The sequence below is a fragment of the Asanoa sp. WMMD1127 genome, assembly GCF_029626225.1.
Taxonomy (GTDB): domain Bacteria; phylum Actinomycetota; class Actinomycetes; order Mycobacteriales; family Micromonosporaceae; genus Asanoa.
Genome location: NZ_JARUBP010000001.1, coordinates 5,814,526 through 5,839,868, shown reverse-complemented (window position 1 = coordinate 5,839,868; position 25,343 = coordinate 5,814,526). Strand labels below are relative to the sequence as shown.

At 72.9% G+C, this 25,343-nt stretch carries 25 protein-coding genes; 12 read left to right on the top strand and 13 right to left on the bottom strand.

Going from position 1 to position 25,343, the window contains the following annotated elements; all coding sequences use genetic code 11:
* The first annotated feature begins 179 nt into the window (after nucleotides 1-179).
* Both O7635_RS27880 and O7635_RS27875 read left to right on the top strand, forming a co-directional pair.
* Complete coding sequence (locus O7635_RS27880) at nucleotides 180-377, top strand: hypothetical protein (protein ID WP_278083448.1); 198 nt, start codon at nucleotides 180-182, stop codon at nucleotides 375-377.
* Between the two features lie 112 nt (nucleotides 378-489).
* Nucleotides 490-699, top strand: coding sequence for a hypothetical protein (locus O7635_RS27875; protein ID WP_278083447.1), 210 nt, complete (start codon nucleotides 490-492; stop codon nucleotides 697-699).
* A gap of 121 nt (nucleotides 700-820) precedes the next feature.
* Here the strand turns inward: O7635_RS27875 and O7635_RS27870 are convergent, their stop codons facing one another.
* The 8 genes from O7635_RS27870 to O7635_RS27835 form a co-directional block, all read right to left on the bottom strand.
* Nucleotides 821-1,048, bottom strand: coding sequence for a hypothetical protein (locus tag O7635_RS27870; RefSeq protein WP_278083446.1), 228 nt, complete (start codon nucleotides 1,046-1,048; stop codon nucleotides 821-823).
* A gap of 514 nt (nucleotides 1,049-1,562) precedes the next feature.
* On the bottom strand, nucleotides 1,563-2,246 hold the full coding sequence (locus O7635_RS27865; RefSeq protein WP_278083445.1) for a hypothetical protein: 684 nt from the start codon (nucleotides 2,244-2,246) through the stop codon (nucleotides 1,563-1,565).
* Between the two features lie 19 nt (nucleotides 2,247-2,265).
* A complete protein-coding gene (locus O7635_RS27860; protein WP_278083444.1) occupies nucleotides 2,266-2,649 on the bottom strand; it encodes a hypothetical protein in 384 nt (127 codons plus the stop codon).
* Nucleotides 2,646-3,131, bottom strand: a complete 486-nt coding sequence (locus O7635_RS27855) for a hypothetical protein (RefSeq protein ID WP_278083443.1) — start codon at nucleotides 3,129-3,131, stop codon at nucleotides 2,646-2,648. Before O7635_RS27855 ends, O7635_RS27860 begins: the two co-directional genes overlap by 4 nt.
* On the bottom strand, nucleotides 3,128-3,391 hold the full coding sequence (locus tag O7635_RS27850; RefSeq protein ID WP_278083442.1) for a hypothetical protein: 264 nt from the start codon (nucleotides 3,389-3,391) through the stop codon (nucleotides 3,128-3,130). The genes O7635_RS27855 and O7635_RS27850 overlap by 4 nt, the downstream gene beginning before the upstream one ends.
* Entirely contained in the window at nucleotides 3,388-3,570 is a 183-nt protein-coding gene (locus O7635_RS27845) for a hypothetical protein (protein ID WP_278083441.1), read from the bottom strand. Before O7635_RS27845 ends, O7635_RS27850 begins: the two co-directional genes overlap by 4 nt.
* Nucleotides 3,567-4,322: a hypothetical protein gene (locus tag O7635_RS27840; RefSeq protein ID WP_278083440.1), complete on the bottom strand. Its 756-nt coding sequence runs from the start codon at nucleotides 4,320-4,322 to the stop codon at nucleotides 3,567-3,569. Before O7635_RS27840 ends, O7635_RS27845 begins: the two co-directional genes overlap by 4 nt.
* Nucleotides 4,323-4,487: 165 nt before the next feature.
* Complete coding sequence (locus O7635_RS27835) at nucleotides 4,488-4,676, bottom strand: helix-turn-helix domain-containing protein (RefSeq protein WP_278083439.1); 189 nt, start codon at nucleotides 4,674-4,676, stop codon at nucleotides 4,488-4,490.
* 164 nt (nucleotides 4,677-4,840) lie between these two features.
* Here O7635_RS27835 and O7635_RS27830 point away from each other — a divergent pair, with 164 nt between their 5' ends.
* Nucleotides 4,841-5,395: a hypothetical protein gene (locus tag O7635_RS27830; RefSeq protein WP_278083438.1), complete on the top strand. Its 555-nt coding sequence runs from the start codon at nucleotides 4,841-4,843 to the stop codon at nucleotides 5,393-5,395.
* A 3-nt stretch (nucleotides 5,396-5,398) separates the two neighbouring features.
* The gene (locus O7635_RS27825) at nucleotides 5,399-6,547 is read left to right on the top strand and encodes a site-specific integrase (RefSeq protein WP_278083437.1); all 1,149 of its coding nucleotides are present in this window, start codon (nucleotides 5,399-5,401) and stop codon (nucleotides 6,545-6,547) included.
* A 16-nt stretch (nucleotides 6,548-6,563) separates the two neighbouring features.
* Here O7635_RS27825 and O7635_RS27820 read toward each other — a convergent pair whose 3' ends face one another.
* Complete coding sequence (locus O7635_RS27820; RefSeq protein ID WP_278083436.1) at nucleotides 6,564-6,851, bottom strand: hypothetical protein; 288 nt, start codon at nucleotides 6,849-6,851, stop codon at nucleotides 6,564-6,566.
* A 193-nt stretch (nucleotides 6,852-7,044) separates the two neighbouring features.
* On the opposite strand from O7635_RS27820, the gene O7635_RS27815 reads away from it, so the two are divergent.
* Complete coding sequence (locus O7635_RS27815) at nucleotides 7,045-9,720, top strand: cellulose binding domain-containing protein (protein WP_278083435.1); 2,676 nt, start codon at nucleotides 7,045-7,047, stop codon at nucleotides 9,718-9,720.
* A gap of 96 nt (nucleotides 9,721-9,816) precedes the next feature.
* Nucleotides 9,817-10,704 (top strand): fructose bisphosphate aldolase, encoded by an 888-nt coding sequence (locus O7635_RS27810; RefSeq protein ID WP_278083434.1) that lies wholly within the window; start codon nucleotides 9,817-9,819, stop codon nucleotides 10,702-10,704.
* Here O7635_RS27810 and O7635_RS27805 read toward each other — a convergent pair whose 3' ends face one another.
* A complete protein-coding gene (locus O7635_RS27805; protein ID WP_278083433.1) occupies nucleotides 10,705-11,802 on the bottom strand; it encodes an acetate/propionate family kinase in 1,098 nt (365 codons plus the stop codon).
* A complete protein-coding gene (locus O7635_RS27800; protein ID WP_278083432.1) occupies nucleotides 11,799-14,162 on the bottom strand; it encodes a phosphoketolase family protein in 2,364 nt (787 codons plus the stop codon). Before O7635_RS27800 ends, O7635_RS27805 begins: the two co-directional genes overlap by 4 nt.
* A gap of 182 nt (nucleotides 14,163-14,344) precedes the next feature.
* Here O7635_RS27800 and O7635_RS27795 point away from each other — a divergent pair, with 182 nt between their 5' ends.
* The 3 genes from O7635_RS27795 to O7635_RS27785 are packed head-to-tail and all read left to right on the top strand — an operon-like array spanning nucleotide 14,345 to nucleotide 17,625.
* On the top strand, nucleotides 14,345-15,271 hold the full coding sequence (locus O7635_RS27795) for a sensor domain-containing diguanylate cyclase (RefSeq protein WP_278083431.1): 927 nt from the start codon (nucleotides 14,345-14,347) through the stop codon (nucleotides 15,269-15,271).
* A gap of 51 nt (nucleotides 15,272-15,322) precedes the next feature.
* Complete coding sequence (locus O7635_RS27790; protein ID WP_278083430.1) at nucleotides 15,323-15,943, top strand: TetR/AcrR family transcriptional regulator; 621 nt, start codon at nucleotides 15,323-15,325, stop codon at nucleotides 15,941-15,943.
* 20 nt (nucleotides 15,944-15,963) lie between these two features.
* Entirely contained in the window at nucleotides 15,964-17,625 is a 1,662-nt protein-coding gene (locus O7635_RS27785; RefSeq protein WP_278083429.1) for a TlrC/CarA/OleB/SrmB family ABC-F type ribosomal protection protein, read from the top strand.
* Here O7635_RS27785 and O7635_RS27780 read toward each other — a convergent pair.
* Nucleotides 17,622-19,172, bottom strand: a complete 1,551-nt coding sequence (locus tag O7635_RS27780) for an alkaline phosphatase D family protein (RefSeq protein ID WP_278083428.1) — start codon at nucleotides 19,170-19,172, stop codon at nucleotides 17,622-17,624. The two genes, O7635_RS27785 and O7635_RS27780, sit on opposite strands and share 4 nt — an antisense overlap.
* Before the next feature lie 167 nt (nucleotides 19,173-19,339).
* Here O7635_RS27780 and O7635_RS27775 point away from each other — a divergent pair, with 167 nt between their 5' ends.
* Complete coding sequence (locus O7635_RS27775; protein ID WP_347405305.1) at nucleotides 19,340-20,590, top strand: SLC13 family permease; 1,251 nt, start codon at nucleotides 19,340-19,342, stop codon at nucleotides 20,588-20,590.
* Nucleotides 20,587-21,156 (top strand): universal stress protein, encoded by a 570-nt coding sequence (locus O7635_RS27770; protein ID WP_278083427.1) that lies wholly within the window; start codon nucleotides 20,587-20,589, stop codon nucleotides 21,154-21,156. The genes O7635_RS27775 and O7635_RS27770 overlap by 4 nt, the downstream gene beginning before the upstream one ends.
* On the opposite strand, the gene O7635_RS27765 is transcribed toward O7635_RS27770, so the two are convergent.
* Nucleotides 21,157-24,159, bottom strand: a complete 3,003-nt coding sequence (locus O7635_RS27765; RefSeq protein ID WP_278083426.1) for a bifunctional diguanylate cyclase/phosphodiesterase — start codon at nucleotides 24,157-24,159, stop codon at nucleotides 21,157-21,159.
* Between the two features lie 145 nt (nucleotides 24,160-24,304).
* Between O7635_RS27765 and O7635_RS27760 the strand changes: the two genes are divergently transcribed.
* Nucleotides 24,305-25,330 (top strand): LacI family DNA-binding transcriptional regulator, encoded by a 1,026-nt coding sequence (locus O7635_RS27760; protein ID WP_278083425.1) that lies wholly within the window; start codon nucleotides 24,305-24,307, stop codon nucleotides 25,328-25,330.
* The last annotated feature ends 13 nt before the right edge of the window (nucleotides 25,331-25,343 follow it).

Genomic DNA, 25,343 nt, shown 5'->3' with positions numbered 1-25,343 from the left:
TAGTCGGCGATCTCCGCGAGCGCCATCACCTCAGCCACAGCCGTCAACCTCTCGGTGCACCCGTTGAACACGGGTCAACCGGGGGGTTGATAGCTGTTCAACCCTATGCCAGCCTGTGGAGGTCCGACTACTCAAAGTAGGACGGCCCCACGCCAGCGCAGGAACGCCGACGAGGGGCCTTGATCGACCGGTTGGAGGTCGACCCGATGTTCAGGCTACCGATGTGGCTGACACCCTGGCGGCGGCGAGCGGCGAGAATCGCGGCCAAACGCGCCCGCGTCACGGCCGCGGCGCTGGATGCGCGCGAGGAAGCCCAGCAGATCGCCGCACGCGAGCGGCTGCTCGACGAGGTGCGACGCAACGGCGGCCGGTGGTGAGCCCGCTGCGCGAGTTCCTGCGCCGGCTGCACCGCGCGGACTGGCCGGGCCTGGTCATCATCGCGATCACCGCGGTCGTCACGATCTACACGCTGTGGCTGGACGGTCAGTCGTGAGAGCGAGCGTGTTCCAACTCAGCACCGTGACCGAGATCGAGATCCCCTTCGAGGTCGCGGCCGCCCGGTACACGGTGCGGGTCCACGTCGAGGGCACCTGCCTGGTCTGCCCGAGCGACGACCCAGAGCGGTGCCAGGCCTTCCGCTGCGCGATCCGGCGCCTGATCCACCACGGCGGCCTGGGCGCGGTGTACCGGGCCATCTAGACAGGCCCGCCGCGCGCCCTGGGTTGGCACCCGTGCGCGGCGGGCCGCCGACTTTCCTCTCGGCACAGCAACGGCCGGGCACCCAACCTCCCTGGGGTGCCCGGCCGTTGTCGTGCGCTCGCTAGTTGTCCCTTCCGACCCGGGCCCGGACCTCCTGGCGTTGCTGCTCGCGCTGAAGCTGCGCCGTGCTGAACGTCGCCTCGCGCGGGTAGACCTGCAGCCGGTTGTCGTACGTCACGTTCGCTGCCGGCGCGGCAGACGCCGCGGTGCCGGCCTGGCCGCGCCACTGAACGGCGCCGCCGAGCCAGTTCTCCACGACCCGCTCGGCGATCGCTCGCGAGCGGGACATGTTGCCGTTGCGCGGAATGAAGGCCTCGCCACCGGTAGCCGGCTCGGCGAACGCGTACCGGGCGGGCCCAGACGCCGGCGGCGATCGTGATGTTGCTGTTGAAGGTGCGGCCCTCGATCACCTGCGTGCCGGACAGCGTCGTCGACGCCGTCCAGGGCGTCAGCGTCCCGCGCGGGCCGATGACGTCGAGGGCGGCCAGCGACGTGCGGGGAAGCTGGATGCCGTGGGTGATGTCCGACGGCTGCGGCGGCAGGTCGGCCGGGTCCGGGCCGGGCAGGGGCGTGACCGTGCCTACCGGGACCCATGCGCCACCGCGGCGCACGAACGTGTTCGTCGGCATCAGGGCCGCCTTTCGTTGGTGGGGAAGGGATGCGGTGTGGATGCCGCCGCCCGCGCTGGCCGGTCTCCGCGCGGAAAGGACGCGCTCGCGACCATCGCTCCCCTGCCCTCGTGTGCGCTCGGCGGTACCGACGAGAGAGCGGTGACGTTGACGCGGGCGGCGGCATCCACGGGTCTACTGCCCGCGCCCGAGGTGCGCGCGGATGGCCTCGACGGCGTCGCCCACCGCGCCCGCGGTGGGGGTGCGACGACTGCCGGGCACGCGGGAGAGCCGACCATCGCCGGCCTGCTGGTTGATCGGGGCGGCGAGCCACGCCGTCCACGCGTCGCACCAGTCGACCTCGGCGCCGAGCTCGGCGAGCCGCTCGAGCATGGCCGCGGCCTCGTTGGCGGCGGCGGCGCGCCGCTGGCGGTACTTCTCGGCGGCCGTGAGTCCGACGCCCTTGCGGATGGCTGTGCTCAGCTTGACGTGCGCGATGGCGTAGACGTCGCCGGTCGCGAGGGCCTGGCGGTGGGCGGCGGCGCGGTCCTCGGCCAGCTTGTCGAGCGTGGGCGTGCCCGGGTCGACGAACTCGCCGCCCGCTTCGGCGGCCTGGCGGGCCAGCTCGAGGTCGGCGATCGCAGCTTCGCGGTCGCGGGCGCTGTCGCCGATCTGCGAGTAGTGCTGGTTGGCGGCCTGGTAGTTGGCGGCGAGCTGGTGGACGTGGGCGACGGCGGCGCGCACGCCTTCGTCCTCGATGCTCTCCGGATCGGTGTACCAGCCGGTGGTCCGGGGCAGCTTGGGCGGTTCGGGCAGCACGCGGGTGCCGGGCGGCGGTGCTGCGGGCAGGTAGCTGGCGGAGTTGGTGGTGGTGCTCACGGTGGTTGGTCCTCTCGGTTCAGGCGGCGTACGGCGGCATGCCGGGGAACCGCCGGGGCTGGCCGGCGGCAGAGTTGATCAAGCGGAGCTGCTCGCGGACGTCGCCGCGGGCCTTCGCGTCGGCCATCTGCTGCTCGCGTGACGGCGTGACGGTGGGCGTGACGGCGCCGCCCTGCGACGGGTCGGCCACCGGGTTGCGTCGCTGCGGCTCGGCAGCGGGGACCGTGGCGGCGCCGTCGGCGGGCTCGACGGGCTCAAGAATCGCCGCGCCGTCGTCGTCGGCCGGCGGCTCGTCGACGGGCAGCGTGTGCCCGTTGTGGTCGACGGGCGGCAGCTTGGCGGTCTCGTTGCGGATGAAGTCGCGGACGGAGCGGATCCGCTCGGCGGGGTTGGGCAGCGTCACAGGGACACCTCGATCTCGCGCTCATTGACGGCGGCGACCGCGAAGATCCGGGGCACCCGGGTCGCGGTGTCACCGGCGTGGAAGTCGCGCCAGGCGGCGACGCCGTTGTCGTCGATGACGGGCAGGCTGACGAGGGCGGCGACGACGGTGAACGTGCGCCCGTCGACGTCGCCGAGCGCCACGCGGTACTGGGCATCGGTCAGGCGGATGGACATGGCCTCTCCTTCGGTTGGTCCGCGGCCGCGGTTCGTTCCGCGGGTGCCGCGTGGTGTCGCTCGGTCGGCCCGCTCAGCGCGTCGCTGGGCCGCTTCCTGGTTGGCCCGCTCCCCTGCGGCGACGTCGCGGCGGGAGTAGCCGGACGGCCGCCATGCGGGGCCGTGGGTGCGCAGCCCGACGTGACCGACGACCTTGGCGGCCTGGCGGTGCTGCGGGCACTGGCCGCGCGGGTCGTCGACGCAGCACGGCGGCGTACGGTCGCTCACGGTTCGTCCGTCCGGCAGGCGGCGTTGACGTCGGCGGTCAGCGCCAGGTGGTCGAGGTAGTCGACGGCGCCGTCGCCGTGGACCGTGGTGGCCAGCGCGCCGACCAACGACGCGAGCGGCTGCGCGAGCCGGTCGCCCCACTCCGACGTGATGGCGGCCAGCGTCGCCCCGTCCTGCCGCATCGCGGCGGCGGCATACCGAAGGGCGGCCACGACGAGATCGGGCGCCTCGGACCGACTGACGGGCGGGACGGCGGTCATGGCTGCCGCCTCGCGAGCTTGTCGGCGTGGCGCCGCGTGAGGCCGACGGCCCGGGCGCTGGCGAAGTCGGCCCGCTGCCGTCGGCGGTCCGCCCGGTGGCGCAGCGTCTTCGCGACGGCCGCGCGGAGACGCTGCTGCATCTCGTCCTCGGTCGGCACGAAGTTGGCGGCGTCGCTCATGGCTCCTCCGTTGGTTCGTCTCCGGCGGGCTGCCACTGCCCCGCTACCGCGATCGCGGCCAGGGCGGCGACGCCGCGGTCGTAGTCCGGGTTCGGGTCGGCCGGCGGTTTCGTCGGCCACCGGCTGATCACCACGTCGCGGCGCTTCGCCGCCGCGGCGAGAGCGAGCGCCACTTCCCTTGCGTTCGCCAACGGCTCGACGCTGTCCGACGGGTCTTCGTCTTCGGGGAGTGCGCCGCGCGGCGTAGCCGTGCGCGGTGCGCTCTCCCCTATAGAGGGTCTAGAGGGTCCCTCTATAGAGGGTCGGTACTCATCAGCGGGGAGCTTCGCCCCGATGAGCGGGGCGGTTTGGGCCACCGATCGGGGCGCTTTCGTCTCCGATCGGGGCGCTTTCGTCTCCGATCGGGGCGGTTCGACCGCCTCGACCGCCCCGCTCATCGGGGCGGTTGGGATCCGCAGGCGGTATCGCGGCGACTGCTTGTTCGCCCACTGCGCCGGGCTCAGCAGCTCCATCCAGCCCTTTGCCACGAGGGTGGCCAGGACGCGGGAGGGTGTGCCCTTGGACCCGAACTTGCACCGCTGGATCAGCCGCGACTGAGCAACCCACGCGGTGTCGCCGCCCTTGAGGTGGTCGGCGTACGCGAGCAGCACCAGCGCCTCTGTGGAGGACAGCTGGTCCGGGTCCGCCTCCCACACGGCGTCACGGAAGATCTGGGCCCACGTTGGCCCCTGGTGGGTTGGTGCTTTGGCCATCAGGACGCCGCCGGCCGCCAGGCGTAGACGCCCCACGTGCCGCGGGGGCAGCGGTCAATCTCGACGCGCTCGATCGGTCGCGGTACCTTGACCGCGACGTCCTCGCCGGCCGTCTTTGGCGCCGCCCCGTTACCCCCGGGGCGGCGTTCGGCGTTCTTGGTCATCTCAGGCGGCCGCCGCGGTCTGCTGGTCGAGCCAGGCGTCTACATCGGACCATCGGTAGCGCACGTCACGACCTGCCTTGACGAACTTCGGGCCGGTGCCCACGTACCGCCACTGCTCCAAGGTTCGGACCGGCTTGCGCAGGTATTCGGCGACCTCCGCAGGCGTGCCGAGCGGTCGTCTGTCGCTCATCGTGCTCCCCTCCGAAAGCGGTGGTCCGCGCGACGTCACCGAGTAAGTCGCGCTGCTTATGCGATAGGTCTAACACGAGCGATCATGAGCGAGCAAGTAGCGCAACGTCAGCGCGAGAGAATCGTTACTTGCGCGGTTAACCGCCATGGTGGAGGATGTGCGCCATGCGTTTGGTGACCTACGGCAAGCACGGATGGGTCCGGGTCGACGGAATCGACGGCCTACCTGCCGCCTACGCCCACACCGTCGAAAAGGACGGGCGTCGGCTGATCAGCCGACTCATGTTGCTCACCGACCCGTGGCCGCCCGGCGTCACGTCGGCGACCCTGAAGTCGTTCCCGATCGGCTGGCTAGAACGGATGATCAACACTCCGGCGGCACTGGCGACGCTGAACGGGATGGAGTCCGACAGCCCGCGGAAGGACCCGCTCGCGGTAGCCATCCACAAGTTCTCAGCTGAGTTCCTGTTCGGTGAGCTGCCCGAGGTGCTCGACGACGAGGCGCCGAAGCAGAAGCTGAGTCGACCCGACGGTAGCGACCCGGAGGCGTTCTACCGGTTGGTCGCCGAGCGGTACGTCGCCGAGCTGGCCAACACGAAGGCAGTCGCACCGGCGCTCGCCGACGAGGCTGGCGTGCCGGTGCCGACCGTGCACCGGTGGATCGCTGAGGCTCGGCGACGCGGCCACTTGCCGCCCGCGCGGCGCGGTCGGGCGGGCTGAGCCATGGCGACCGTCAAGAGACGCACCGACGACCGGCCGAAGCCGTGGGAGGTCCGCTGGCGCGACGAGGCCGGCCGGCAGCGGAAGCGAGCCTTCGCGCGCAAAGTCGAGGCGGACCGGTTCCGGGCGTCGATCGAGCACAGCCTGAACACCGGCGCGTACGTCGACCCGCAGGCCGGCAAGGAGACCTTCCAGGCGTACGCCGAGCGGTGGCGCGTGGCCCAGCCGCATCGGCCCAACACCCGCGACCGGGTGAAGTCGCAGCTGCACACCCATGCGTACCCGGCGTTTGGCGGCCGGCCCGTCGCGGCTCTGCGGTTCAGCGAGCTACAGGGGTTCGTGACGGGCCTCGAGCTGGCGCCGTCGACTGCCCGGTCGGTGTGGCGCACGGTGCGAGCCGTCTTCGCCGCGGCCGTGCGCGACCGCGCGATCGGCGTCGACCCGACGCTCGGCGTGAAGCTGCCCGAGCTGACGCACGCCGAGATCGTGCCGCTGACCATCGACCAGGTCGACGCGCTCGCCGACCGGATCGAGCCGCGATACCGCGGCCTGGTCGTGCTCGGCGCGGCGGCCGGCCCGCGGCAGGGCGAGGCGTTCGCCGTCGAGGTCGACCGAATCGACTTCCTGCGCAAGTCGGTGAAGATCGACCAGCAGCTACAGCCGCAGCGCGGCGGCGGCGTGGTGGTCTGCCCGCTGAAGTCGAAAGCGTCGTACCGGCCGGTGCCGCTCGGCGACGTCGCGGTGGCCGAGCTCGCCGCGCACATGAAGGCGTACCCGCCGGTCGAGGTTGAGGTGCTCGACACCACCGGGAAGCGCCCGGTGCATCGGCTGGCGCGGTTCGTGTTCAGCGACGCCAAGGGGCGCCCGCTGGTGCGGAACCGCTTCAACGACGAGGTGTGGGCACCGGCCCGGGTGGCCGCCGGGGTGCCGGACGCCGGCTACCACGACACGCGGCATTTCTACGCGAGCCTCCTGATCGCGGCCGGTCTGTCACCGAAGGCGGTCGCGAAGCTGCTCGGTCACGCCAACGCGGCGATGACCCTGAATGTCTACAGCCACCTGTGGCCGAGCGACGAGGACCGGTCGCGGCAGGCGATCGACGACGCTTTCCGACGCGATGTGCCCCAGGTGCGCCCCGCGAAGGAGGCGTGATCTCCTTTGACGCAGGTCAGAGCACGTGCCCGCCCTCCCCCGTCCACTCCTGCATGTAGTAGCCGTTGTCCTCGATGGTCACGTAGGTCCGCCGGGCCGCCTCCTCACCCGGCGCGAACGCCGGGAACGTGGTGGTCAGCGGATAGGTCAGGTCGGCCAGCCCGCGCCGGCCGTGTGCGCTGGCCGGCGCGGTCGGCAGCGCCGCGCCGGCGGCGACGAGCGCGCCGCCGAACAGGGCCGCCCGCCGGGTGACGGTGGCGGCCGTCGTGGTCGTCCGTGATGGACACTCCTGCGTCGTGCACATGCCGACCATCACACCACTCCGGCCGCACCATTGACAGGGTCCGATCGCACGTGTGAACCTCGGCGGCGAGGCCGAGCGCGGGAGCCGGGCCGGGTGCGGCGCCAGGGCAGGTGCGCCGCCCGATCGCCGTTCCCCCGTCAGCGCCGGTCGTGGGCCTCCGCTGTGCGCTGCGCACGCACACCGAGAGGCAACAATGCGATCGATCCGCTCTTGGGGGCCGGCCGCCCTCGCCGCGACCGTGCTGGCCGCGGCGGCCGCCCTGACCTTCGTCGCGCCGAGACCGGCGCTGCAACCGGTCGCGGCCGCGGCCGAGACCTACAACTGGCGCAACGTCCGGATCGACGGCGGCGGGTTCGTGCCCGGCATCGTCTTCAACCCGGGCCAGCGCGACCTCATCTACGCCCGCACGGACATCGGCGGGGCGTACCGGTGGAATCCGTCGACCGGCTCGTGGATCCCTCTGCTCGACTGGGTCGGTTGGGACCGCTGGGGCTGGAACGGCGTGCTCAGCATCGCCGCCGACCCGGTGCAGACCAACCGGGTGTACGCCGCCGTCGGCATGTACACCAACAGCTGGGACCCCAACAACGGGGCGATCCTGCGCTCCACCGACCGGGGCAACAGCTGGTCGGCGTACCAGCTGCCGTTCAAGGTCGGCGGCAACATGCCCGGGCGGGGGCAGGGCGAGCGGCTGGCGGTGGATCCCAACGACGGCCGGGTCCTCTACTACGGCGCCGAGGGCGGCAACGGCCTGTGGCGCAGCACCGACTACGGGGTGTCCTGGTCGCGGGTGACCGCGTTCCCCAACGCCGGCAACTACACGCAGGATCCCGCCGATCCCAACGGTTATCTCACCGGCAACCAGGGCGTCACGTGGGTCGAGTTCGACCCGTCGACGGGGTCGACCGGATCGCCGACGCGCACCATCTACGTCGGGGTGGCCGACAAGCAGAACCCGGTCTACCGCAGCACGGACGCCGGCGTGACGTGGCAACGGATCCCGGACCAGCCGACGGGTTATCTCGCGCACAAGGCGGTGGTCGACCCGGCCGGCGGGTTCCTCTACATCGCGACCAGCGACACCGGCGGCCCGTACGACGGTGGCAAGGGTGACGTCTGGAAGCTGTCCCGGTCGACCGGTGCGTGGACCCGGATCAGCCCGGTTCCGTCGACGAGCGCCGACGCCTATTTCGGCTACAGTGGACTGACGATCGACCGACAGAACCCCGGCACCCTGGTCGTCGCCACGCAGATCTCGTGGTGGCCCGACGTCGTCTTCTTCCGCACCCGCGACGGCGGCGCCACGTGGTCCCGGGTGTGGGACTACAACGGCTATCCCAACCGGGTCAACCGCTACACGATGGACATCTCCGCCAACCCGTGGCTCGACTTCAACACCGCGCCGTCGGCCCCCGAGCAGACCCCCAAGCTCGGTTGGATGACGGAGTCGCTGGAGATCGACCCGTTCGACTCCGACCGGATGCTCTACGGCACCGGCGCCACGGTGTACGCGACCACCGACCTCACCGCGTGGGACGGCGCGACGGGCACGTTCACGGTCCGGCCGATGGCCCGTGGGCTCGAGGAGACCGCCGTGTTGGACCTGGCCAGCCCGCCGTCCGGACCGCCGCTCGTCAGCGCGCTGGGCGACATCGGCGGCTTCCGGCACGACGACCTGACCGCGGTGCCGGCGTCGTTCCACGACACGCCCAACCTGGGCAGCAACACGAGCCTGGACTTCGCCGAGGCGAACCCGGCGGTGATGGTCCGGGTGGGCAACGGCGACCGGGCGGCCAACCCGAACCTGAACCGGATCGGGGTGTCCACGGACGGCGGCCGCACGTGGTACCAGGGCCAGGAACCGGGCGGTGTCACGGGCGGCGGCACGGTCGCGCTGTCGACCGACGCCAGCGCGGTCGTCTGGAGCCCGCAGGGCGCCGGCGTGCACTTCTCGACGAGCCGCGGAAGCTCGTGGAGCCCGGCGTCGGGCATCCCTGCGGGCGCCACGGTCGAGGCCAGCCGGAGCGCGGCGTCCCGCTTCTTCGGGTTGGCGGCGGGCCGGGTCTACGCGAGCGCGGACGGGGGCCGCACCTTCGCGGCGGCCGCGTCGGGCCTGCCGTCCGACGGGAAGCTGCGCACGGTCGGCGGTGACGTCTGGGTCGCCGGCTCGGACGGCCTCTACCGGTCCACGGACAACGGCGCCACGTTCGGCCGTCTCGCGTCGGTGTCGAGCGCGGTCAACGTGGGCTTCGGCAAGGCGGCGCCGGGGCGTGCGTACCCGGCGGTCTTCCTGGTCGGCACCGTCGACGGCGTCCGGGGCGTGTTCCGTTCCGACGACACCGGCGCGACGTGGGTCCGGATCAACGACGACCAGCACCAGTACGGCAACGCGGGCGAGGCCCTGACCGGCGACCCACGGGTGTTCGGCCGGGTCTACCTGGGCACGAACGGCCGCGGCATCCTGGTCGCGGACCGGACGGGCCCGGAGCCGACGCCCACGGCGACGGCCTCGCCCACCGCGACGCCCACCGCGACGCCCACCGCGTCGCCGACCGCGTCGCCGGGCCCGGGTGGCTGCTCGGCCGCCTACCGGGTGACGGGCTCGTGGCAGGGCGGCTTCCAGGCGGAGGTGACGGTCCGCAACACGGGCAGCACGCCGACCAGCGCCTGGACGGTCACCTGGACCTACCCGACCGGCACCCAGGTCACCCAGCTCTGGGGCGGCGCCCACACCCAGTCGGGCACCACCGTGACGGTCCGCAACGCGTCCTGGAACGGCGCCCTGGCACCGAACCTCACCACCACCTTCGGCCTGCTGGCCAACGGCAACGCCACCCCACCCTCCACAGTGAGCTGTCAACGCGGCTGAGCCGAGCCGCATGGAGTGCGTCCCCGACGCACTCCATGCGGCCTCAGGTTTCGGTCACCGAGAGATGGGTAGGTGGGCCCCAGAGGAGACGGGACCATGAATCAGGCTCAGCTGGACAAGGTTGCACGGGGAACCGGCTTCATCGCCGCCCTCGACCAGAGCGGCGGCAGCACCCCGAAGGCGCTGGCCCTCTACGGCGTGCCCGAGTCGGACTACTCGGGCGAGAAGCAGATGTTCGACCTGATGCACGAGTTCCGCAGCCGGTTGATCACCTCCCCCGCGTTCACCGGAGACCGGATCATCGGGGCCATCCTGTTCGAGCAGACGATGGACCGGGACATCGCCGACCTGCCTGCCCCGCACTACCTGTGGGAGCGGAAGAACGTGGTGCCCTTCGTCAAGGTCGACGAGGGGCTCGCCGACGAGGCCGACGGCGTGCGGCTGATGAAGCCGTTCACGAAGCTGGACTCCCTCCTGCGACGGGCGACCGATCGGCAGGTCTTCGGCACCAAGATGCGGTCGTTCATCAGCGCGGCCGACCCGGGTGGCATCGCCGCCGTGCTGGACCAGCAGTTCGCGTACGCCGGTCAGATCCTCGACGCCGGCCTGATGCCGATCCTCGAGCCGGAGGTCGACATCGAAAGCCCGGCCAAGGCGCGCGCCGAAGACCTGCTCAAGCAGGGCGTGGCGGACCGCCTGGGCGGCGTGCCCGACGGTCGGCAGGTGATGCTCAAGCTCTCCATCCCGACCCAGGACGATCTCTATCTGGACCTCGTCCGGCATCCGAAGGTGGCCCGCGTGGTGGCCCTCTCCGGCGGCTACTCCCGGCCGGAGGCCACCGAACGGCTCGCCCGCAACCACGACCTCATCGCCAGCTTCTCCCGGGCCTTCACGGAGGGTCTGGAACGGAAGCAGAGCGACGAGGAGTTCGACCGCAATCTCGACGCGTCCGTCGCCGCCATCTACGCGGCCTCGACGACCTGATCAGTCCACCGCGAGCGCGGTCGCGGTGTCCCGGGCGAGCTGGACCTCCTCCTGCGGGCGGATCACCAGCACGGCAACCGCGGCGTCCGGGGCACTGACCGGGCCGTCGTCCGGCCGGTTGCCCATCGTGGGCGCGGCGACGCCGAGCAGCTGCAGGCCGGCGCAGATGTCGGCGCGTACCTCCGGCTGGTCCCAGCCGATCTCACCGGTGAAGACCAGCGCGTCGAGGCGGCCGAGCGAGGTCGCGGCGGCGGCGATCTCCCGGCGCACGCGATGGGTGTAGACGTCGAGGGCGAGGGCCGCGTCGGCGTCGCCGTCGCGGGCCGCCGCCACCAGAACGCGGGTGTCGCCGGAGCGGCCGTCGGAGAGTCCGAGCAGCCCGGACGAGCGGTAGAGGCCCTCGGCGAGCTCGTCGCGGGTCAGCCGGCCGGTGTCGAGCAGCCAGAGCAGCATCCCGGGATCGACCGCGCCGGAGCGGGTGCTCATCGGCACTCCGTCCAGGGGCGTCAGGCCCATCGAGGTGTCGACGCTGCGGCCCGCGCGCACCGCGCAGACCGAGTCACCGCCGCCGAGGTGGGCCAGCACGAGGTGGAGCTGGTCGACCGGGCGGCCGAGCAGCCCGGCGGCGCGCCGGGTGGCGTACGCGTACGACAGCCCGTGGAACCCGTAGCGGCGCAGGTCGAACCGGCGCCGCCACTCGGCCGGCAGCGGAAAGGTCGCGGCCCGCGGAGGCAGGTCGGCGTGGAAGGCCGTGTCCGGGCACAGCACGTGCGGGACGTCGGGCAGCAGGTCCCGGAAGAGGTCCAGCAGCGCCAACGCCGGCGGCACGTGCAGCGGGGCGAGGTCGGCCACCGCGTCGAGCCGGTGTCGCAGGTCGTCGTCGACGGTGACCGGCCGGGTCACCACGGCGCCGCCGTGCACGAGCCGGTGTGCGACGGCCCGGGGCCGGTTGTGCGCGGCGACGAACGCCCGAACCGCGTCCGCCGCCTCACCGGAACCGGGCGGGTCCGACCGGTCGAGCCGCGCGCCGGGCCGCTCGCCCTCGACGAACACCAGGTGCAGGCTGTGCGAGCCGGCGTTGACGGTCAGCACCGTCACGACGTCCACCGCCAGTCGGTGAACGCGCTCGGGTCGGCGCCGGTGCGATAGGCGTGCGCCACCCACTGGTCCCGCTCGCGGCTCAGGTCGTCGACGATGTCGCCACCGCGCGACGACCAGCCGTCGGCCAGCGACACGGCATGCGCCGCCAGGTCGTGCCGGGTCATCGCGTTGGCCGCTAGCAGGTCGTACGGCGTGGTGGTGGTGCCCTCCTCGAGGTAGCCGTGCACGTGGAACCGGTTGGGGTCGGTGCGACCGTGGAGCACCTCGTGCACGGCCGACGGGTAGCCGTGGAACGCGAACACCACCGGCACGTCGGCGCCGAACAGCCCGGTGAAGTCGTCCTCCGTCATCCCGCGCGGGTGCCGGTCCCGCGGCGCCAGGCCGATGAGGTCGACGACGTTGACCACGCGTACGCGAAGCTCGGGCGCGTGCCGGCGCAGCAGCCACGCCGCCGCCACCGCCTCGGTGGTGGGAGTCGTTCCGGCGCAGGCGATCACGACCTGTGGGCTGTCCGACGTGGACGCCCAGTCGAGCACGCCGGCGCCGGCGCGGCAGTGCGCCTCCGCGGTGTCGATGTCGAACCACTGTGGACCGTCCTGCTTGCCGGCCACGACGAGATTGATCACGGCTGTCGAGGTCAGGCAACGGCGCATCGTGACCAGCAGCGTGTTGGCGTCCGGCGGCAGGAAGATCCGGGCGACGGACGCCTTCTTGGTCAGGAGGTTGTTGATGAACCCGGGCCCCTGGTGGCTGTAGCCGTTGTGTTCCTGGCGCCAGCCGTCGCTGGTCAGCAGGTAGTTCAGCGCGGCCACCGGCGCCCGCCACGGCACCTCGCGAGAGATCTTGAGGAACTTGGCGTACTGGTTGACCATCCCGTCGACGATCGAGACGAACGCCTCGTAGCAGGGGAACAGGCCGTGCCGGCCCGTCAGCAGGTAACCCTGCAGCCAGCCCTGGCAGAGGTGCTCGGACAGCACCTCCATGACCCGGCCGTCGGTGGCCAGGTGCTCGGCGTACTCGTGGACGGGCCATTGGTAGGCCCGTCCGGTCGCCGCCAGCACGGCGTCGAGCTTGTTGGACGCCAACTCGTCCGGGCACATGATGCGAAAGTCGCGCGTGCCGGCGGTGGCCCGGAACAGCTCGGTCAGCCATCCGGCCAGCGCGCCGGTCGGGCTCGCGAAGGTCTCGCCGGGCCCACCCACCTCGACCGCCGCCGGCGCGACCGGCGGCAGCGGCAGGTCCCGGCGCAGTAGCCCACCGTTGGCCTGCGGCACGCTGCCCAACCGCCGGCCGCCCTCCGGCGGCACGGACAGCAGCCCTGGGTCCGGCCGGCCGTTGTCGTCGAACAACTCGTCCGGGCGGTACGAGCGCAGCCAGCGCTCCAGCAGGGCGAGCGTGTCGGGGTCGTCGGCGGCGTCCTCGAGCGGCACCTGGTGGGCGTGGAAGGTGCCGCCGAGCGGCTCCCCGTGCGCGTCGGTGTCCGGCACGCCCCAGCCTTTGGGGCTCCGGACCACCAGCATCGGCCACACCGGACGGTCGGGCCGGTCCCCCGCCAGGCATCGCTCGCGGAGATCCGCCGCGTCCGTCCGGGCGGCGTCCAGTGCCTCCGCCAACGCGGCGTCCGGATCGTCCACCGCGGTGACGTCCAGCAGGCGGGGTGACCAACCGGCCCCGGCGAAATAGTCGGTGAGCTCGCCGTCGCTCATGGTGGCGTAGATGGTCGGTGAGGCGATCTTGTATCCGTTGAGGTGCAGGATCGGCAACACGGTGCCGCTGGTGGCCGGGTCGAGGAACTTGGTGACGTGCCAGGACCCGGCGGTCGGTCCGGTCTCGGCCTCGCCGTCGCCGACGACGCAGGCCACCAACAGGTCCGGGTCGTCGAGCGCGGCCCCGGCCGCCGTCGCCAGCGCGTAGCCGAGCTCACCACCCTCGTGGATCACGCCCGGCACCTCGGGTGAGAGGTGGCTAGGAAACCCGCCCGGCCACGAGAACCGCCGGACCAGCTCGGCCAGCCCGGCACCGTCGCGGCCGAGCCGGGGGTCGACGTCGCCGTGCGTGCCCTCGAGCCAGAGGTTCGCGTGGATCGCCGGGGCGCCGTGGCCCGGCCCGGTGACGAGCAGGGTCCGCTGCCCGGTCCGGCGGACGAGCCGGTTCAGTCCCGCGTAGACGTAGGTGATACCGGGACAGGTGCCCCAGTGGCCCAGCAGGCGCGGCTTGAGATGTTCCGGGCGCAGCGGCTCCCGCAGCAGTGTGTTGTCCCGCAGGAAGATCATCGCCGCGGCGAGATAGTCGGCCGTCCGCCGGTAACGCGCCAGCAGCGCGGCGTCCGGAACGGCCGGAGCCGTCGACTGTGTCATGTTCGATCCCCTCGGTACGCGGGCCGGCTGTCCCTGCGTACCCGCGGGACAGTCGGTTACGCCGGTTCTCGATCCGGGGTCCGGTCACGGAGAACGGCCGGTCGCAAACCTCGCGGGCCGCCCACGCCGCGGCGCCCGTCCGCCGGGTTTCCCTGCGCTGAGCCCGGGTAGGTCCCATGGGCGTGGCGGGATCCATCTTCATGGGAGAACCCGGCGCGGACGACCCGAGCGACGGCGTCATCCCGCGGTTCAAGGCGGCGTTCCATCACGCGGGCGTCGGCATCGCGGTGGTGGACCAGGCCGGGAAGCTCGTCGACGTGAATCCGGCCTTCGACACGATCGTCGGGTCGCAGCACGGACCGACGGCCGGGCGGCTGCTCGCGGACCTGTTCGAACCCGCCAACCAGGAACTGGACCTCTACCACGTCGTCGGCCAGCTCGGCGCCATGGGCCCCGCGCCACCGGACGCCTTCCAGGTTGAAGCGCGGGTACGCGACTCACCGGGCCATGGTCGCTGGACCCTGCTCGTCCTGTCCCGCATCATCGACGGCTCGCCGTTCGTGCTGGTGATCGGCGTCGACATCACCGAGCAGCACCTGCTGCGGATCCGGCTGCGTGACCAGGCCCGGCAGGATCCTCTGACCGCGTTGGCGAACCGTGCCTATCTGCACGAGTGGGTCCAGGACCGCGCGCGTTCCGACGGCGACATGCGGCTCGGCATCTGCTTCGTTGATCTCGACGGGTTCAAACAGGTGAACGACCACTATGGACACGGTACGGGCGACCGGCTCCTGGCGGCCGTCGCGGACAGGTTCCGGCGGCTGGCGGACTCCTCGAGGCACCTGCTCGGACGCCTCGGCGGCGACGAGTTCGTCGTGCTGATCGCCCACCCCCGCGACGTCGACGAGGTGGGGGCGACGGCGGACCGGATGATCCATGCGTTGGCCCCGCCGTTCAGCATCGACGGCATGCGACTGAGCGTGTCGGCCAGCGTGGGTGTGGCGTTCTCCGACCACCGATTCGACCTGGACGGGCTGCTCCGCAAGGCCGACGCGGCGCTCTATCACGCGAAGCGCACCGCGCGCGGCACCTGGGCGTCGAGGGACTGACACCCTGAAGCGAGACGAGACGGTCCGTCTCGTCTGTGCTATCGTCGCCGCATGACGACGCAGCGCAGAGCGGCGCCCGACGCGGCCCGCCGGAAGGAAGCCTCACGCCGGGCGATCCTCACGGCGGCGTTCGACCTCCTGCGGGAGGTCGGCTACGGCCGGCTCACCATCGAGGGCATCGCCGCGCGGGCCGGGGTCGGCAAGCAGACCATCTACCGCTGGTGGCCGTCCAAGGGCGCCGTCATCTTCGACGCCTTCCTCCTGCTCAGCGAAGGCGCCGAGGGTGAGCCCCCGGTGCTGCCCGACACGGGCGACCTGGAAGCCGACCTCAAGGCGGTGCTGCGCGCCACGATCGCGGAGCTCAACGATCCGGGCTACGACCAGCCGATGCGCGCGCTGGCCACCGAGATCGCGCACGACCCGGAGCTGGCCGCCGCCTACGCGCAACGGCTGGACGGGCCGTTGAAGGAGGCCAAGCGACAACGGCTGCGCAGCGCTCAGCAGGCCGGGCAACTCGCCGGGGACCTCGACCTCGACGTGGCCGCGGAGCTGATCTGGGGGCCCGTCCTCAACCGTTGGCTGCACCGCAGCGGGCCGCTCACCGCCGACTACACCGACCGCCTCGTCACCACCGCCCTCGACGGCCTGCGCCCACGCCCGGCCCACCGCTGAACCGACAGGAGATCGCCTTCTTGCTCACCGCTCAACTCTCGCTGCACCACGTCACCCGCCGCTACGACGACCGCGTGGTGCTGGACACCGTCTCCTGCACCGTCAAGCCGGGCGAGAAGGCCGGCATCATCGGCGACAACGGCGCGGGCAAGTCCACGCTGCTGCGGCTCCTCGCCGGGGTCGACCGGCCCGACAACGGCGAGGTGACGGTGGTCGCGCCCGGTGGCATCGGCTACCTGCCCCAGTCGCTGGCGCTGCCGGCCGAGGCGACCGTCCAGGAGGCGATCGACCTCGCCCTGGCCGACCTGCGCGCGCTCGAGTCGCGGATGCGCGACGCCGAGACCGCACTGCACGGCCTGGCGGGTGCACGGCTCGCGGCCGCGCTGGAGGCATACGCCGACCTCGTCGCCCGCTACGAGGCGCGCAGCGGGTACGCGGCCGACACGCGCGTGGACATCGCCTTGCACGGGCTGGGCCTGCCGGCCCTGGACCGGACGCGGCCGCTGGGCACGCTGTCCGGCGGTGAACGGTCGCGGCTGGCCCTGGCCGCCACCTTGGCGTCCCAGCCGGAACTCCTGCTGCTCGACGAGCCGACCAACGACCTGGACGACCAGGCGGTGGGGTGGCTGGAGACGCACCTGCGGGCGCACCGCGGCACGGTGCTCGCCGTGACGCACGACCGGGAGTTCCTGAGCCGGGTCACGTCCACCATCCTGGAAGTCGGCGAGGGCACGGTGACGCGCCACGGCGACGGCTACGACGGCTACCTCGCCGCGAAGGCCGCCGAACGCCGACGCCGGCTCCAGGAATATGACGACTGGCGCGCCGAACTGGCCCGCAACCGGAGGCTGGCCGCCGCGAACGCGGTCCGCCTGGACGCCATCCCGCGCAGGTCCCCGATGGCCAAGTTCGGGCACGGCGCCTTCCGGGCCCGCGGCCGCGACCACGGCGCGATGGGCCGCATCCGCAACGCCAAGGAGCGCATCGAGCGCCTCACCGGCAACCCCGTCACGCCGCCGCCGGACCCGCTCGTCTTCGCCCCGACCATCGCCGGCGCCGACGGCGAAGCGCCGGAGGCGGCCGCGGAGCTGGCCGGGATCCGCGTCGCCGACCGGCTCCACGTGCCGGCGCTGCGGATCGGGGCCGGGCAACGGCTCCTGGTCACCGGCCCCAACGGAGCGGGCAAGACCACCCTCGTCCGGGTCCTGGCCGGCGAACTGCGACCGGACGCCGGAACGGTCCGCACGCACGGCCGGATCGGGCACCTGCGCCAACAGGAATCCCCGTGGCCCGCCGACCTGACGCTGCCGCGGGCATTCGCCCACGGCCGGCCGGGCGACCCGGACGAGCACACCGACGAGCTGCTCTCCCTGGGCCTGTTCCGCCCGGCCGACCTGAGACTGCGGATCGGCGAACTGTCGTACGGGCAACGACGCCGCATCGAGCTGGCCCGGCTGGTCAGCGAACCGGTCGACCTGCTGCTGCTCGACGAGCCGACGAACCACCTCTCCCCCGCGCTGGTCGAGGAACTGGAGCAGGCCCTGGCGTCGTACCCGGGCGCGGTCGTCATCGTCACCCACGACCGCCGCATGCGCGCCCGCTTCACCGGCACCCACCTGGAGCTGCGCGGGGGCCACATCGCACACCTGCGGGAGACCACCCCGTTGGCGACCGCCTGCTAAGAGCTGCGCACGCCTGGGCGGCCTTCCTCGACCACGAAGCTCGCGATCGTCGAGACGGCGGCGTCCGGGGTGGACACTGCCGGCACGGCGCGGTAGTCCGTGCGCAGCGCGCGATGGTCGGCCGTGACCCGGACGTAGCCCCGGCGGCCGTCGTAGAACTTCATGTGCGGGTTCGAGGCCAGCCATTCCGTGCCGCGGGTGTCCATCGGCGCCCCGTCGCCGCCCGAGGTGACCGAGGTGCCCAGGAACTCGACGCCGACCGTACGCGAGGCCGGGTCGTCGAAGTCCTGCTTCAGCTCCGCCACCATGCTGCAGTGGGCGTCGCCCGTGACGACGACCAGGTTCTCGATCCGGCGGCGGGCCACCGTGTCGAACAGGCGCTGCCGGGCGGGCTCGTAGCCGTTCCAGTTGTCGTTCGGCAGCAGCTCGCCCGGGCCGGGGTCGCGGTCGGCCTCCGCCATCACCGTCTGCTGGGCCAGGATGTTCCAGGTGCCGGCCGAGTGGCTCAGCCCGTCGGTCAGCCACCGCTCCTGCTCCGCGCCGAGCATCGAGCGGGCCGGGTCGGCGAGCTCCTCCGGCGTGGTCACCTGGTCCGAGCGGTACTGGCGCCCGTCGAGCAGGTTGAACTCGGCGAGCCGGCCGTACCGCAGTCGCCGGTAGATGCGCATGTCGGGGCCGTGCGGCACCGCCGAGCGGCGCAGCGGCATGTGCTCGTAGTAGGCCTGGTAGGCCGCCGCCCGCCGGCGCAGGAACGACTCCGGGCTCTGCGCCGCGTCCTCCGAGGTCTCGTCGGCATAGTTGTTCTCGACCTCGTGGTCGTCCCAGGTCACCGCCCACGGGAACCGGGCGTGCGCGAGCCGCAGGTCGGGGTCGGTCTTGTACTGCGCGTGCCGCACCCGGTAGTCGGCCAGCGAGAAGATCTCCGCGGCCGGCAGGTGCGGCCGGCCGAGCGTGCCCGCCGCCGGACCCTCGTAGATGTAGTCGCCGAGGTGCAGCACCAGGTCCAGCTCCTCCTCGGCGAGGTGCCGGTAGGCGGTGAAGTACCCGGTCGGATAGTTGGAGCACGACACGAAGGCGAACGACAGCTCGCGCGGCCGGGAGTGCGCCGAGGGCGCGGTGCGGGTGCGGCCGACCGGGCTGACCGCGCCGCCGGTGCGGAAACGGTAGTAGTACTCGCGGTCCGGACGCAGCCCGTGCACCTCGGCGTGCACCGAGTGGCCGAGCTCCGGGGTGGCCCGCTCGAGGCCGCGCTTGACGACGCGGCGGAACCGCTCGTCCTCGGCGACCTCCCAGAGCACCGGCACGACGTGCCCGCTCATCCCGCCGAGGCCGTCGGCGATCAGGGGCTCGGGGGCGAGCCGGGTCCAGAGGACGACGCCGTCCGGCAACGGGTCGCCGGAGGCGACGCCGAGCGTGAACGGGTCGAGCTCGTGCTTGGGGTCGGCCATGACGGGCGCGGCGCTGACGCCGGCGACGGTGGCGGCCAGGCCGACGCCACCGGCGCCGGCGAGAGTGAGGAGCTGGCGTCGGTCGATGCGGTACGACATGGGTCGGGATACGCCCTTCCAGATGGACAACGCATTCCCCATTGATGATCACGATTGAGATGAGGTACGGGTTGCGTCCGGCTGAGCATCCGGCGGCGACCGGCTGACGGGTCTCCGGCGCGCCGCCGCCGGGCGGAGGCCACTTACCGGCCGTACCCTGGCGCTCTGTGTCGACCGTGTGGGCCGTGCTGCTGCTGGCCGTCGTGCTGGCGTTCGCCGTGGTCCGGCCCCGCGGGCTGCCGGAGGCGGCCGCCGCCGTGCCGGCCGGTGCCATCGCTGTCGGCGGCGGACTGGTGCCGTGGCCGGCGGCCCGCGACGAGATGATCATGCTCGGCCCGACGGTCGGGTTCCTCGCGGCGATCCTGGCCCTGGCCCACCTCGCCGACCGGTGGGGCGTGTTCGCCTACGCCGGCGCGCTCGCGGCCCGGGCGGCCCGGGGCAGCCCGACCCGGCTGCTCACCGTCGTCTTCGGGATCGCCGCCGCCGTCACCGCCGTGCTCAGTCTCGACGCGACCGTGGTGCTGCTCACCCCGGTGGTGTTCGCGACCGCGGCCGCCGCGGGGGTGCGGGCCCGTCCGCAGGTGTACGCCTGCACCCATCTCGCCAACGCGGGCTCGCTGCTGCTGCCGGTGGCCAACTTGACCAACCTGCTGGCGTTCGGCGCGACCGGCCTCACGTTCCTCGGCTTCGCCGGCCTGATGGCGCTGCCGTGGCTCGCGGTGCTCGCCGTCGAGTACGCCGTGTTCCGCTGGTTCTTCGCCGGCGACCTCGCCACGCCGGCCCGCCCGGCCGCCGTCGAGGCGCCGCCGCCGCCCCGGTTCGCGCTGGTCGTGCTGGCCCTGACGCTGGCCGGCTTCGCCGCCGCCGAGCCGATGGGGGTGGCGCCGGCCTGGGTCGCCGCCGCCGGCGCCCTCGTCCTCGCAATCCCTCTCGTGGTACGCGCGACCGACCACCGCCGCACCGCGGTGCGGATCGCGTTGTCGACGAACCCGCTGTTCTGCTTCTTCGTCTTCGGCCTGGGCGTCGTGGTGCTCGCCCTGCGCCGCAACGGCCTCGACGACCTGATCGCCGCGCTCACCCCCGGCCACGCCGACCTGCTCGGGCTGCTCGCGGTCGCCGGCCTCGCCGCGCTGCTGGCCAACCTGGTCAACAACGTCCCGGCGACGCTGGTGCTGGTGCCCGTCGTCGCGCACACCCCCGGGCTCGTGCTGGCCGCGCTGATCGGCGTCAACGTCGGACCCAACCTCACGTACGTCGGTTCGTTGGCCACCCTGCTCTGGCGGCGCATCCTGCATGCCCGCGACGAGCCACCGGCGACGGCGGCGTTCCTGCGCCTGGGCGCGATCTCCGTGCCGGCGTGTCTGCTCGCGGCGGTAGCGGCGCTGTGGGTGGCTCTGAAACTATCCACTGTGTCGTGAGGGTCGTCGTCTGGTTGGCCGAGGGCACCTGGCAGGCGTGCGTCGACGCCGCCGCCGAGGTGGCGCCGCCGTCCGCCTCGATCACCCTGCTGCACGTCACCGACCCGGCGCTGGCCTCCGACGTGTCCGACGCCTACGCCGGGATGGTGGGCCGGGGTTCCCGCGACGATCCGGGGGCCGCCGTCGGGGCGGCAGCCGCGCACGCCGAGGAGGCGCTGCTGGCCGCCGCCGCGGCCCGCCTCGACCGGCCGGCCGACCCGGTGCGGCGGCACGGGCGGCTCGAACGCGAGGTCGTGGCCGCCGCCGAGGGCGCGGACCTGCTGGTCGTGGCCCGCGACGGCCCGGTCACCCGGCTGGGCCCGCGCAGCCTCAACCCGCCGACCCGGTTCGTGCTCGACCACGCCCCCTGCGCGGTGCTGCTCGTCTGGCCGACCGCGCCGCCACCGGTGGAGACGATCCCACCGCCACCGCCGCACAAGGCCGCCCCACCGCACAAGGCCGCGCCGCACAAGGCCGCGCCGCACAAGGCCGCCCCACCGCGTAAGGCCCCGCCGCCACCGCCATGATCAACCGCGGTCGACCGCGGGCACGCCCTCGCTGAAGCGCCAGCCGGCGGCCGCGTCCGCCCGCATCGGCCGGGCGAAGTGGTAGCCCTGCGCGTAGCGGCAGCCGACGTCGAGCAGCAGGTCGCGGCTGGCGGGGTCGTGCACGCCCTCGGCCACCATGTCGAGCCCCAGCCGGTCGACGAGGTCCGCGACCGTCTCAACCAGCACGCGCGATCGGGCCGACGTGGGGTCGGCCAGGAACGAGCCGTCCACCTTGACCATGTCGATCGCGGACTGGCGCAGGTAGGACAGCGACGCGTAGCCGGTGCCGTAGTCGTCGATCGCCACCCGCACGCCCTCGGCCCGCAGGTCGTCGAGGTAGGTCCAGGCCCGCTCGTCCTCGCCGACCAGGTCGCCCTCGGTGATCTCGAGCACGAGCGAGTCCGGCCGGGCGCCGGAGTGCGTCAGCTGCTGGACGACCCGGTCGCCGAAGTCGGGCAGGCGCAGCTGGCGCGGCGCCACGTTGACCGACACGTAGCGCCGGGCCGCCGTGCCGTCGTTGAGCCTCGGCAGGTCCTCGAGCGCCCGGGCCAGCACCCAGTCGCCGACCTCGGCGACCAGCCCCGTCGACTCGGCGATCCGGATGATCTCGGCGGCGGTCATCGGCGGCCCACCGTCGCGCAGCCGCAGCAACCCTTCGAAACCGACCGGCCGCGCCGTGGCCGTCTCGACGATCGGCTGGTAGCGCAACGTGAGCGTGTCCGACCGGAGGGCGCGCGCCAACCGGTCACGGGCGCCGAGGTGCTGCCGGGTCGGCGCGGGCATCCCGGGCCGGTACTGCCGCCAGCGGCCCTTGCCCGCGGCCTTCGCGCTGTAGAGCGCGCTGTCGGCCTCGCGCATCAGCATGTCGGGATCGCTGTCGTCGGCGATGAACGCGAGCCCGATGCTGGCCTGCGCGTCGACCCGGAGGCCGTTGATCATCGCGGGCTCGGCGAGCGCGTCGGAGATCCGCTGGGTGATCCCGCGCGCCGTCTCCACGTCGAGGTCGCGCAGCAGCACGCCGAACTCGTCCCCACCGAGGCGGGCGACGAGGTCCTCCGCGCGTACGCAGTCCTCGATCCGGCGGGCGACGAACACGAGCAGGCCGTCGCCGACCTGGTGCCCGAAGGTGTCGTTGACGGCCTTGAAGTCGTCGAGGTCGACGAAGAGCGCGGCCCACCCGGCCGAGCCCGAGCCGGCCCGCAACTGCTCGCCGAACCGGTTCGGGTTGGCCAGGCCGGTCAACGGGTCCTCGTTGGCCCGGCGCTCGAGGTCGCGGCGCAACAGCCGTTCCTGCGTGACGTCATGCAACGTGGTCACCACCCCTTGGACAGTCGGATCCGCGGTCAGGTCGCGCCGGAACACCTGCACCACCGAGGTGCTGCCGTCGGGCGCGTCGACGTGCCCCTCGGCGCCGTCCTCGACGCTGCGCCATCCCGTCCGGTCCGGCTGGGTCGGCGTCACCAGGCGGTCGAAGCGCTCGCCCCGGACGTCGCGCCCGAACATCCGTTGTGCGGACGGACTGACGTACTCGATGTGGTCCTCCTGGCTGATCAGGATCACGTCGGTGCTGGTGGTCACGATGCTGCGGAAGTAGCGCTCCCGTTCGCGCTCCTGGAGCCGGTGCATCAGGTCGATCCGGTCGAGGGCGAGCGCGGCCTGGTCGAGCATCGCCTGCAGCGCCTGGTAGTAGTCCTCGAGCAGGCTGACCGGCGCCGTCACGATGGCGACACCGCCGGTGGTCGTGACGGCGTCCGTCGTGATCGCCGCACCGGTGTCCAGTGGATAGACCAGCTCACCGCGGTCCCCCGGCCCGGCGCGCACCTCCGGCAACGCGCCCCGGCGCCCGTCGCGCACCAGCTTGACCTCACTGTCGGGCAGCACGTCCCGGACGGCCGCGCGGATGGCCCCGCGGACCTGGCCTTCGTCGGTGGCGACGGCGAGGATGCGCAGCGTGTCACGCACGACCGAGGTCACCCCGGCCCGCCGCCGGCTCGCCTGGGCGTAGACCGCCATCCGGGCCACGACGAGGACGGCGACGAGGATCGCGACGATGCCGATGACCGCTCCCGTCCGCACCACGCCGCGGCCCGCCTCGACCAGCAGCGCGGTCGGCGCGGCGACCAACGCGACCGCGATGATCCCGAGGCCGACCGGGCCGAACCCGCGGCTGATCCGGGGGGCTTCGGGCACGCTCTCGCGCGCCGGCAGCTGGGCCGCCAGGCCGCAGGCGACCACGAAGGTGAGCAGGAGGAACCCGACCGGTGCCGAGTCGCCCCAGGTGCCGAGCACGCGGGCGCGGACGTAGGCGAGATCGGCGAAGAGGAACACACCCGTGCCGACCGCGATCAGCAGCAGCGCGACACTGCGGCCGATGGTGATCAGGGCGCCGACGGCGGCGGCCACCACGAGGACGTAGCCGACCAGCGTGGCCACCGCGACGGTCGCGGTGAACCGGTCCTGGTCCATCGACTCGATCGCCGGGCGCAGCACGAGAATCCACGTGATGAGCGATCCGGCCAGCGTGAGAACGGCGGCGTCGAGCACCAGCAGGGGACTGCGGGAGGTGGGCGACGGCTGGGTCAGCCGCAGCACGCCTATCGCCAGTGGCAGGTAGGCGCACAGAAACACGAGATCGAGGATCTGCGGGAAGTCCGACGGTCGGATGACCCCGGTGGTGGCCGTGGCGAAGAACGCGTCGCCGATCGTCAGCAGCGTCGCCGAGAGCGCGATCAACAGCCAGGCCCCCGGCCGGCGCACGGTGCGGCGGTGCACGCCGACGAGGATGGACACCACGCTGGCCCCGCCGACGAGCACCACCGCGGTGGTCCGAGTCAGGCCGAAGACGTAGAGCACCGGGCCGATCACGGAGACGATCGCCAGATAGAGCCAGTGCCACACGGTCAGGCGGCGGCCGAGCTCCCGCACGATGGCGGCGGGTCCCCAGCCGGGAAGCCGCCGCCCTGCCCGCCGCGCGTCGGTCACGCCGTGGGGTACCCCGGGGCCTCGTCCTTACACGGTCATTCAGCTCATATCCCGCCAATTCGCTCCCTGCCGCCCCGACGGCCTCACGGGCCACACCGCCGTCCTATGTGGTCAAACGCGAGCGGCCCCGACTAGGATCGGACGAGTGGCTGGCACCGCCGATGGGGACCGGGCGCCGCGCCGGCCCGCGACGATGGCCGATGTCGCCCGGCGGGTGGGCCTGTCCCACCAGACCGTCTCGCGGGTGCTCAACGACCATCCGCTCGTGCGGCCCGACACCCGCGCCCGCGTGCTCAAGGCGATCGAAGACCTCGGCTACCGCCGCAACTCCGCCGCTCGCGCTCTCGTCACCCGGCGCTCGCAGACGCTCGGCGTGATCACCTTCAACAGCACGCTGTACGGCCCGGCCAGCACCCTCTTCGGCATCGAACAGGCCGCCCGCGACGCCGGCTTCGTGGTCACCATCGACAGCCTGACCGCGCTCACCGCGACGTCCGTCCGCGCGGCCCTCGACCGGCTGGGCAAGCAGGCGGTCGAGGGCATCATCGTGATCGCGCCGCTGTCCGGCACCGCCGAGGTGCTGGCGGCGCTGGCCGGCGAGCTGCCGGCGGTGGTGGTCGAGGGCGGCACGGTCCCCGGCCTCGGCGCGGTCAGCGTCGACCAGGAGGACGGCTCCCGGCGGGTGACGCGGCACCTGCTCGACCAGGGCGCGTCCACCGTGTGGCACGTGGCCGGGCCGGGCGACTGGATCGAGGCCGAGGGCCGGGTGCTCGGCTGGCGGCGTGAGCTGCGTGCGGCCGGCGCCACCGTGCACCGGCCGCTGCGGGGCACCTGGAGCCCGTCGTCGGGCTACGAGGCCGGGCGCCGGCTCGCGGCGCGCGACGACGTCGAGGCCGTGTTCGTCGCCAACGACCAGATGGCGCTCGGGCTGCTCCGGGCGTTCCACGAGGCGGGCGTACGCGTACCCGGCGACGTGCTGGTGGCCGGCTTCGACGACGTGCCCGAGGCCGCCTATTTCACGCCGCCGCTGACCACCGTGCGGCAGGACTTCACCACCGTCGGCCGGCGCAGCATCGAGCTGCTGGTCGAGCAGGTGGCGGCCGGTCGACCGCTGGAGCGCCGGGCGGTCGTGCCGGCCGAGCTGGTGATCCGGCAGAGCTCCATCCGCTGATTAACCGTCGCGT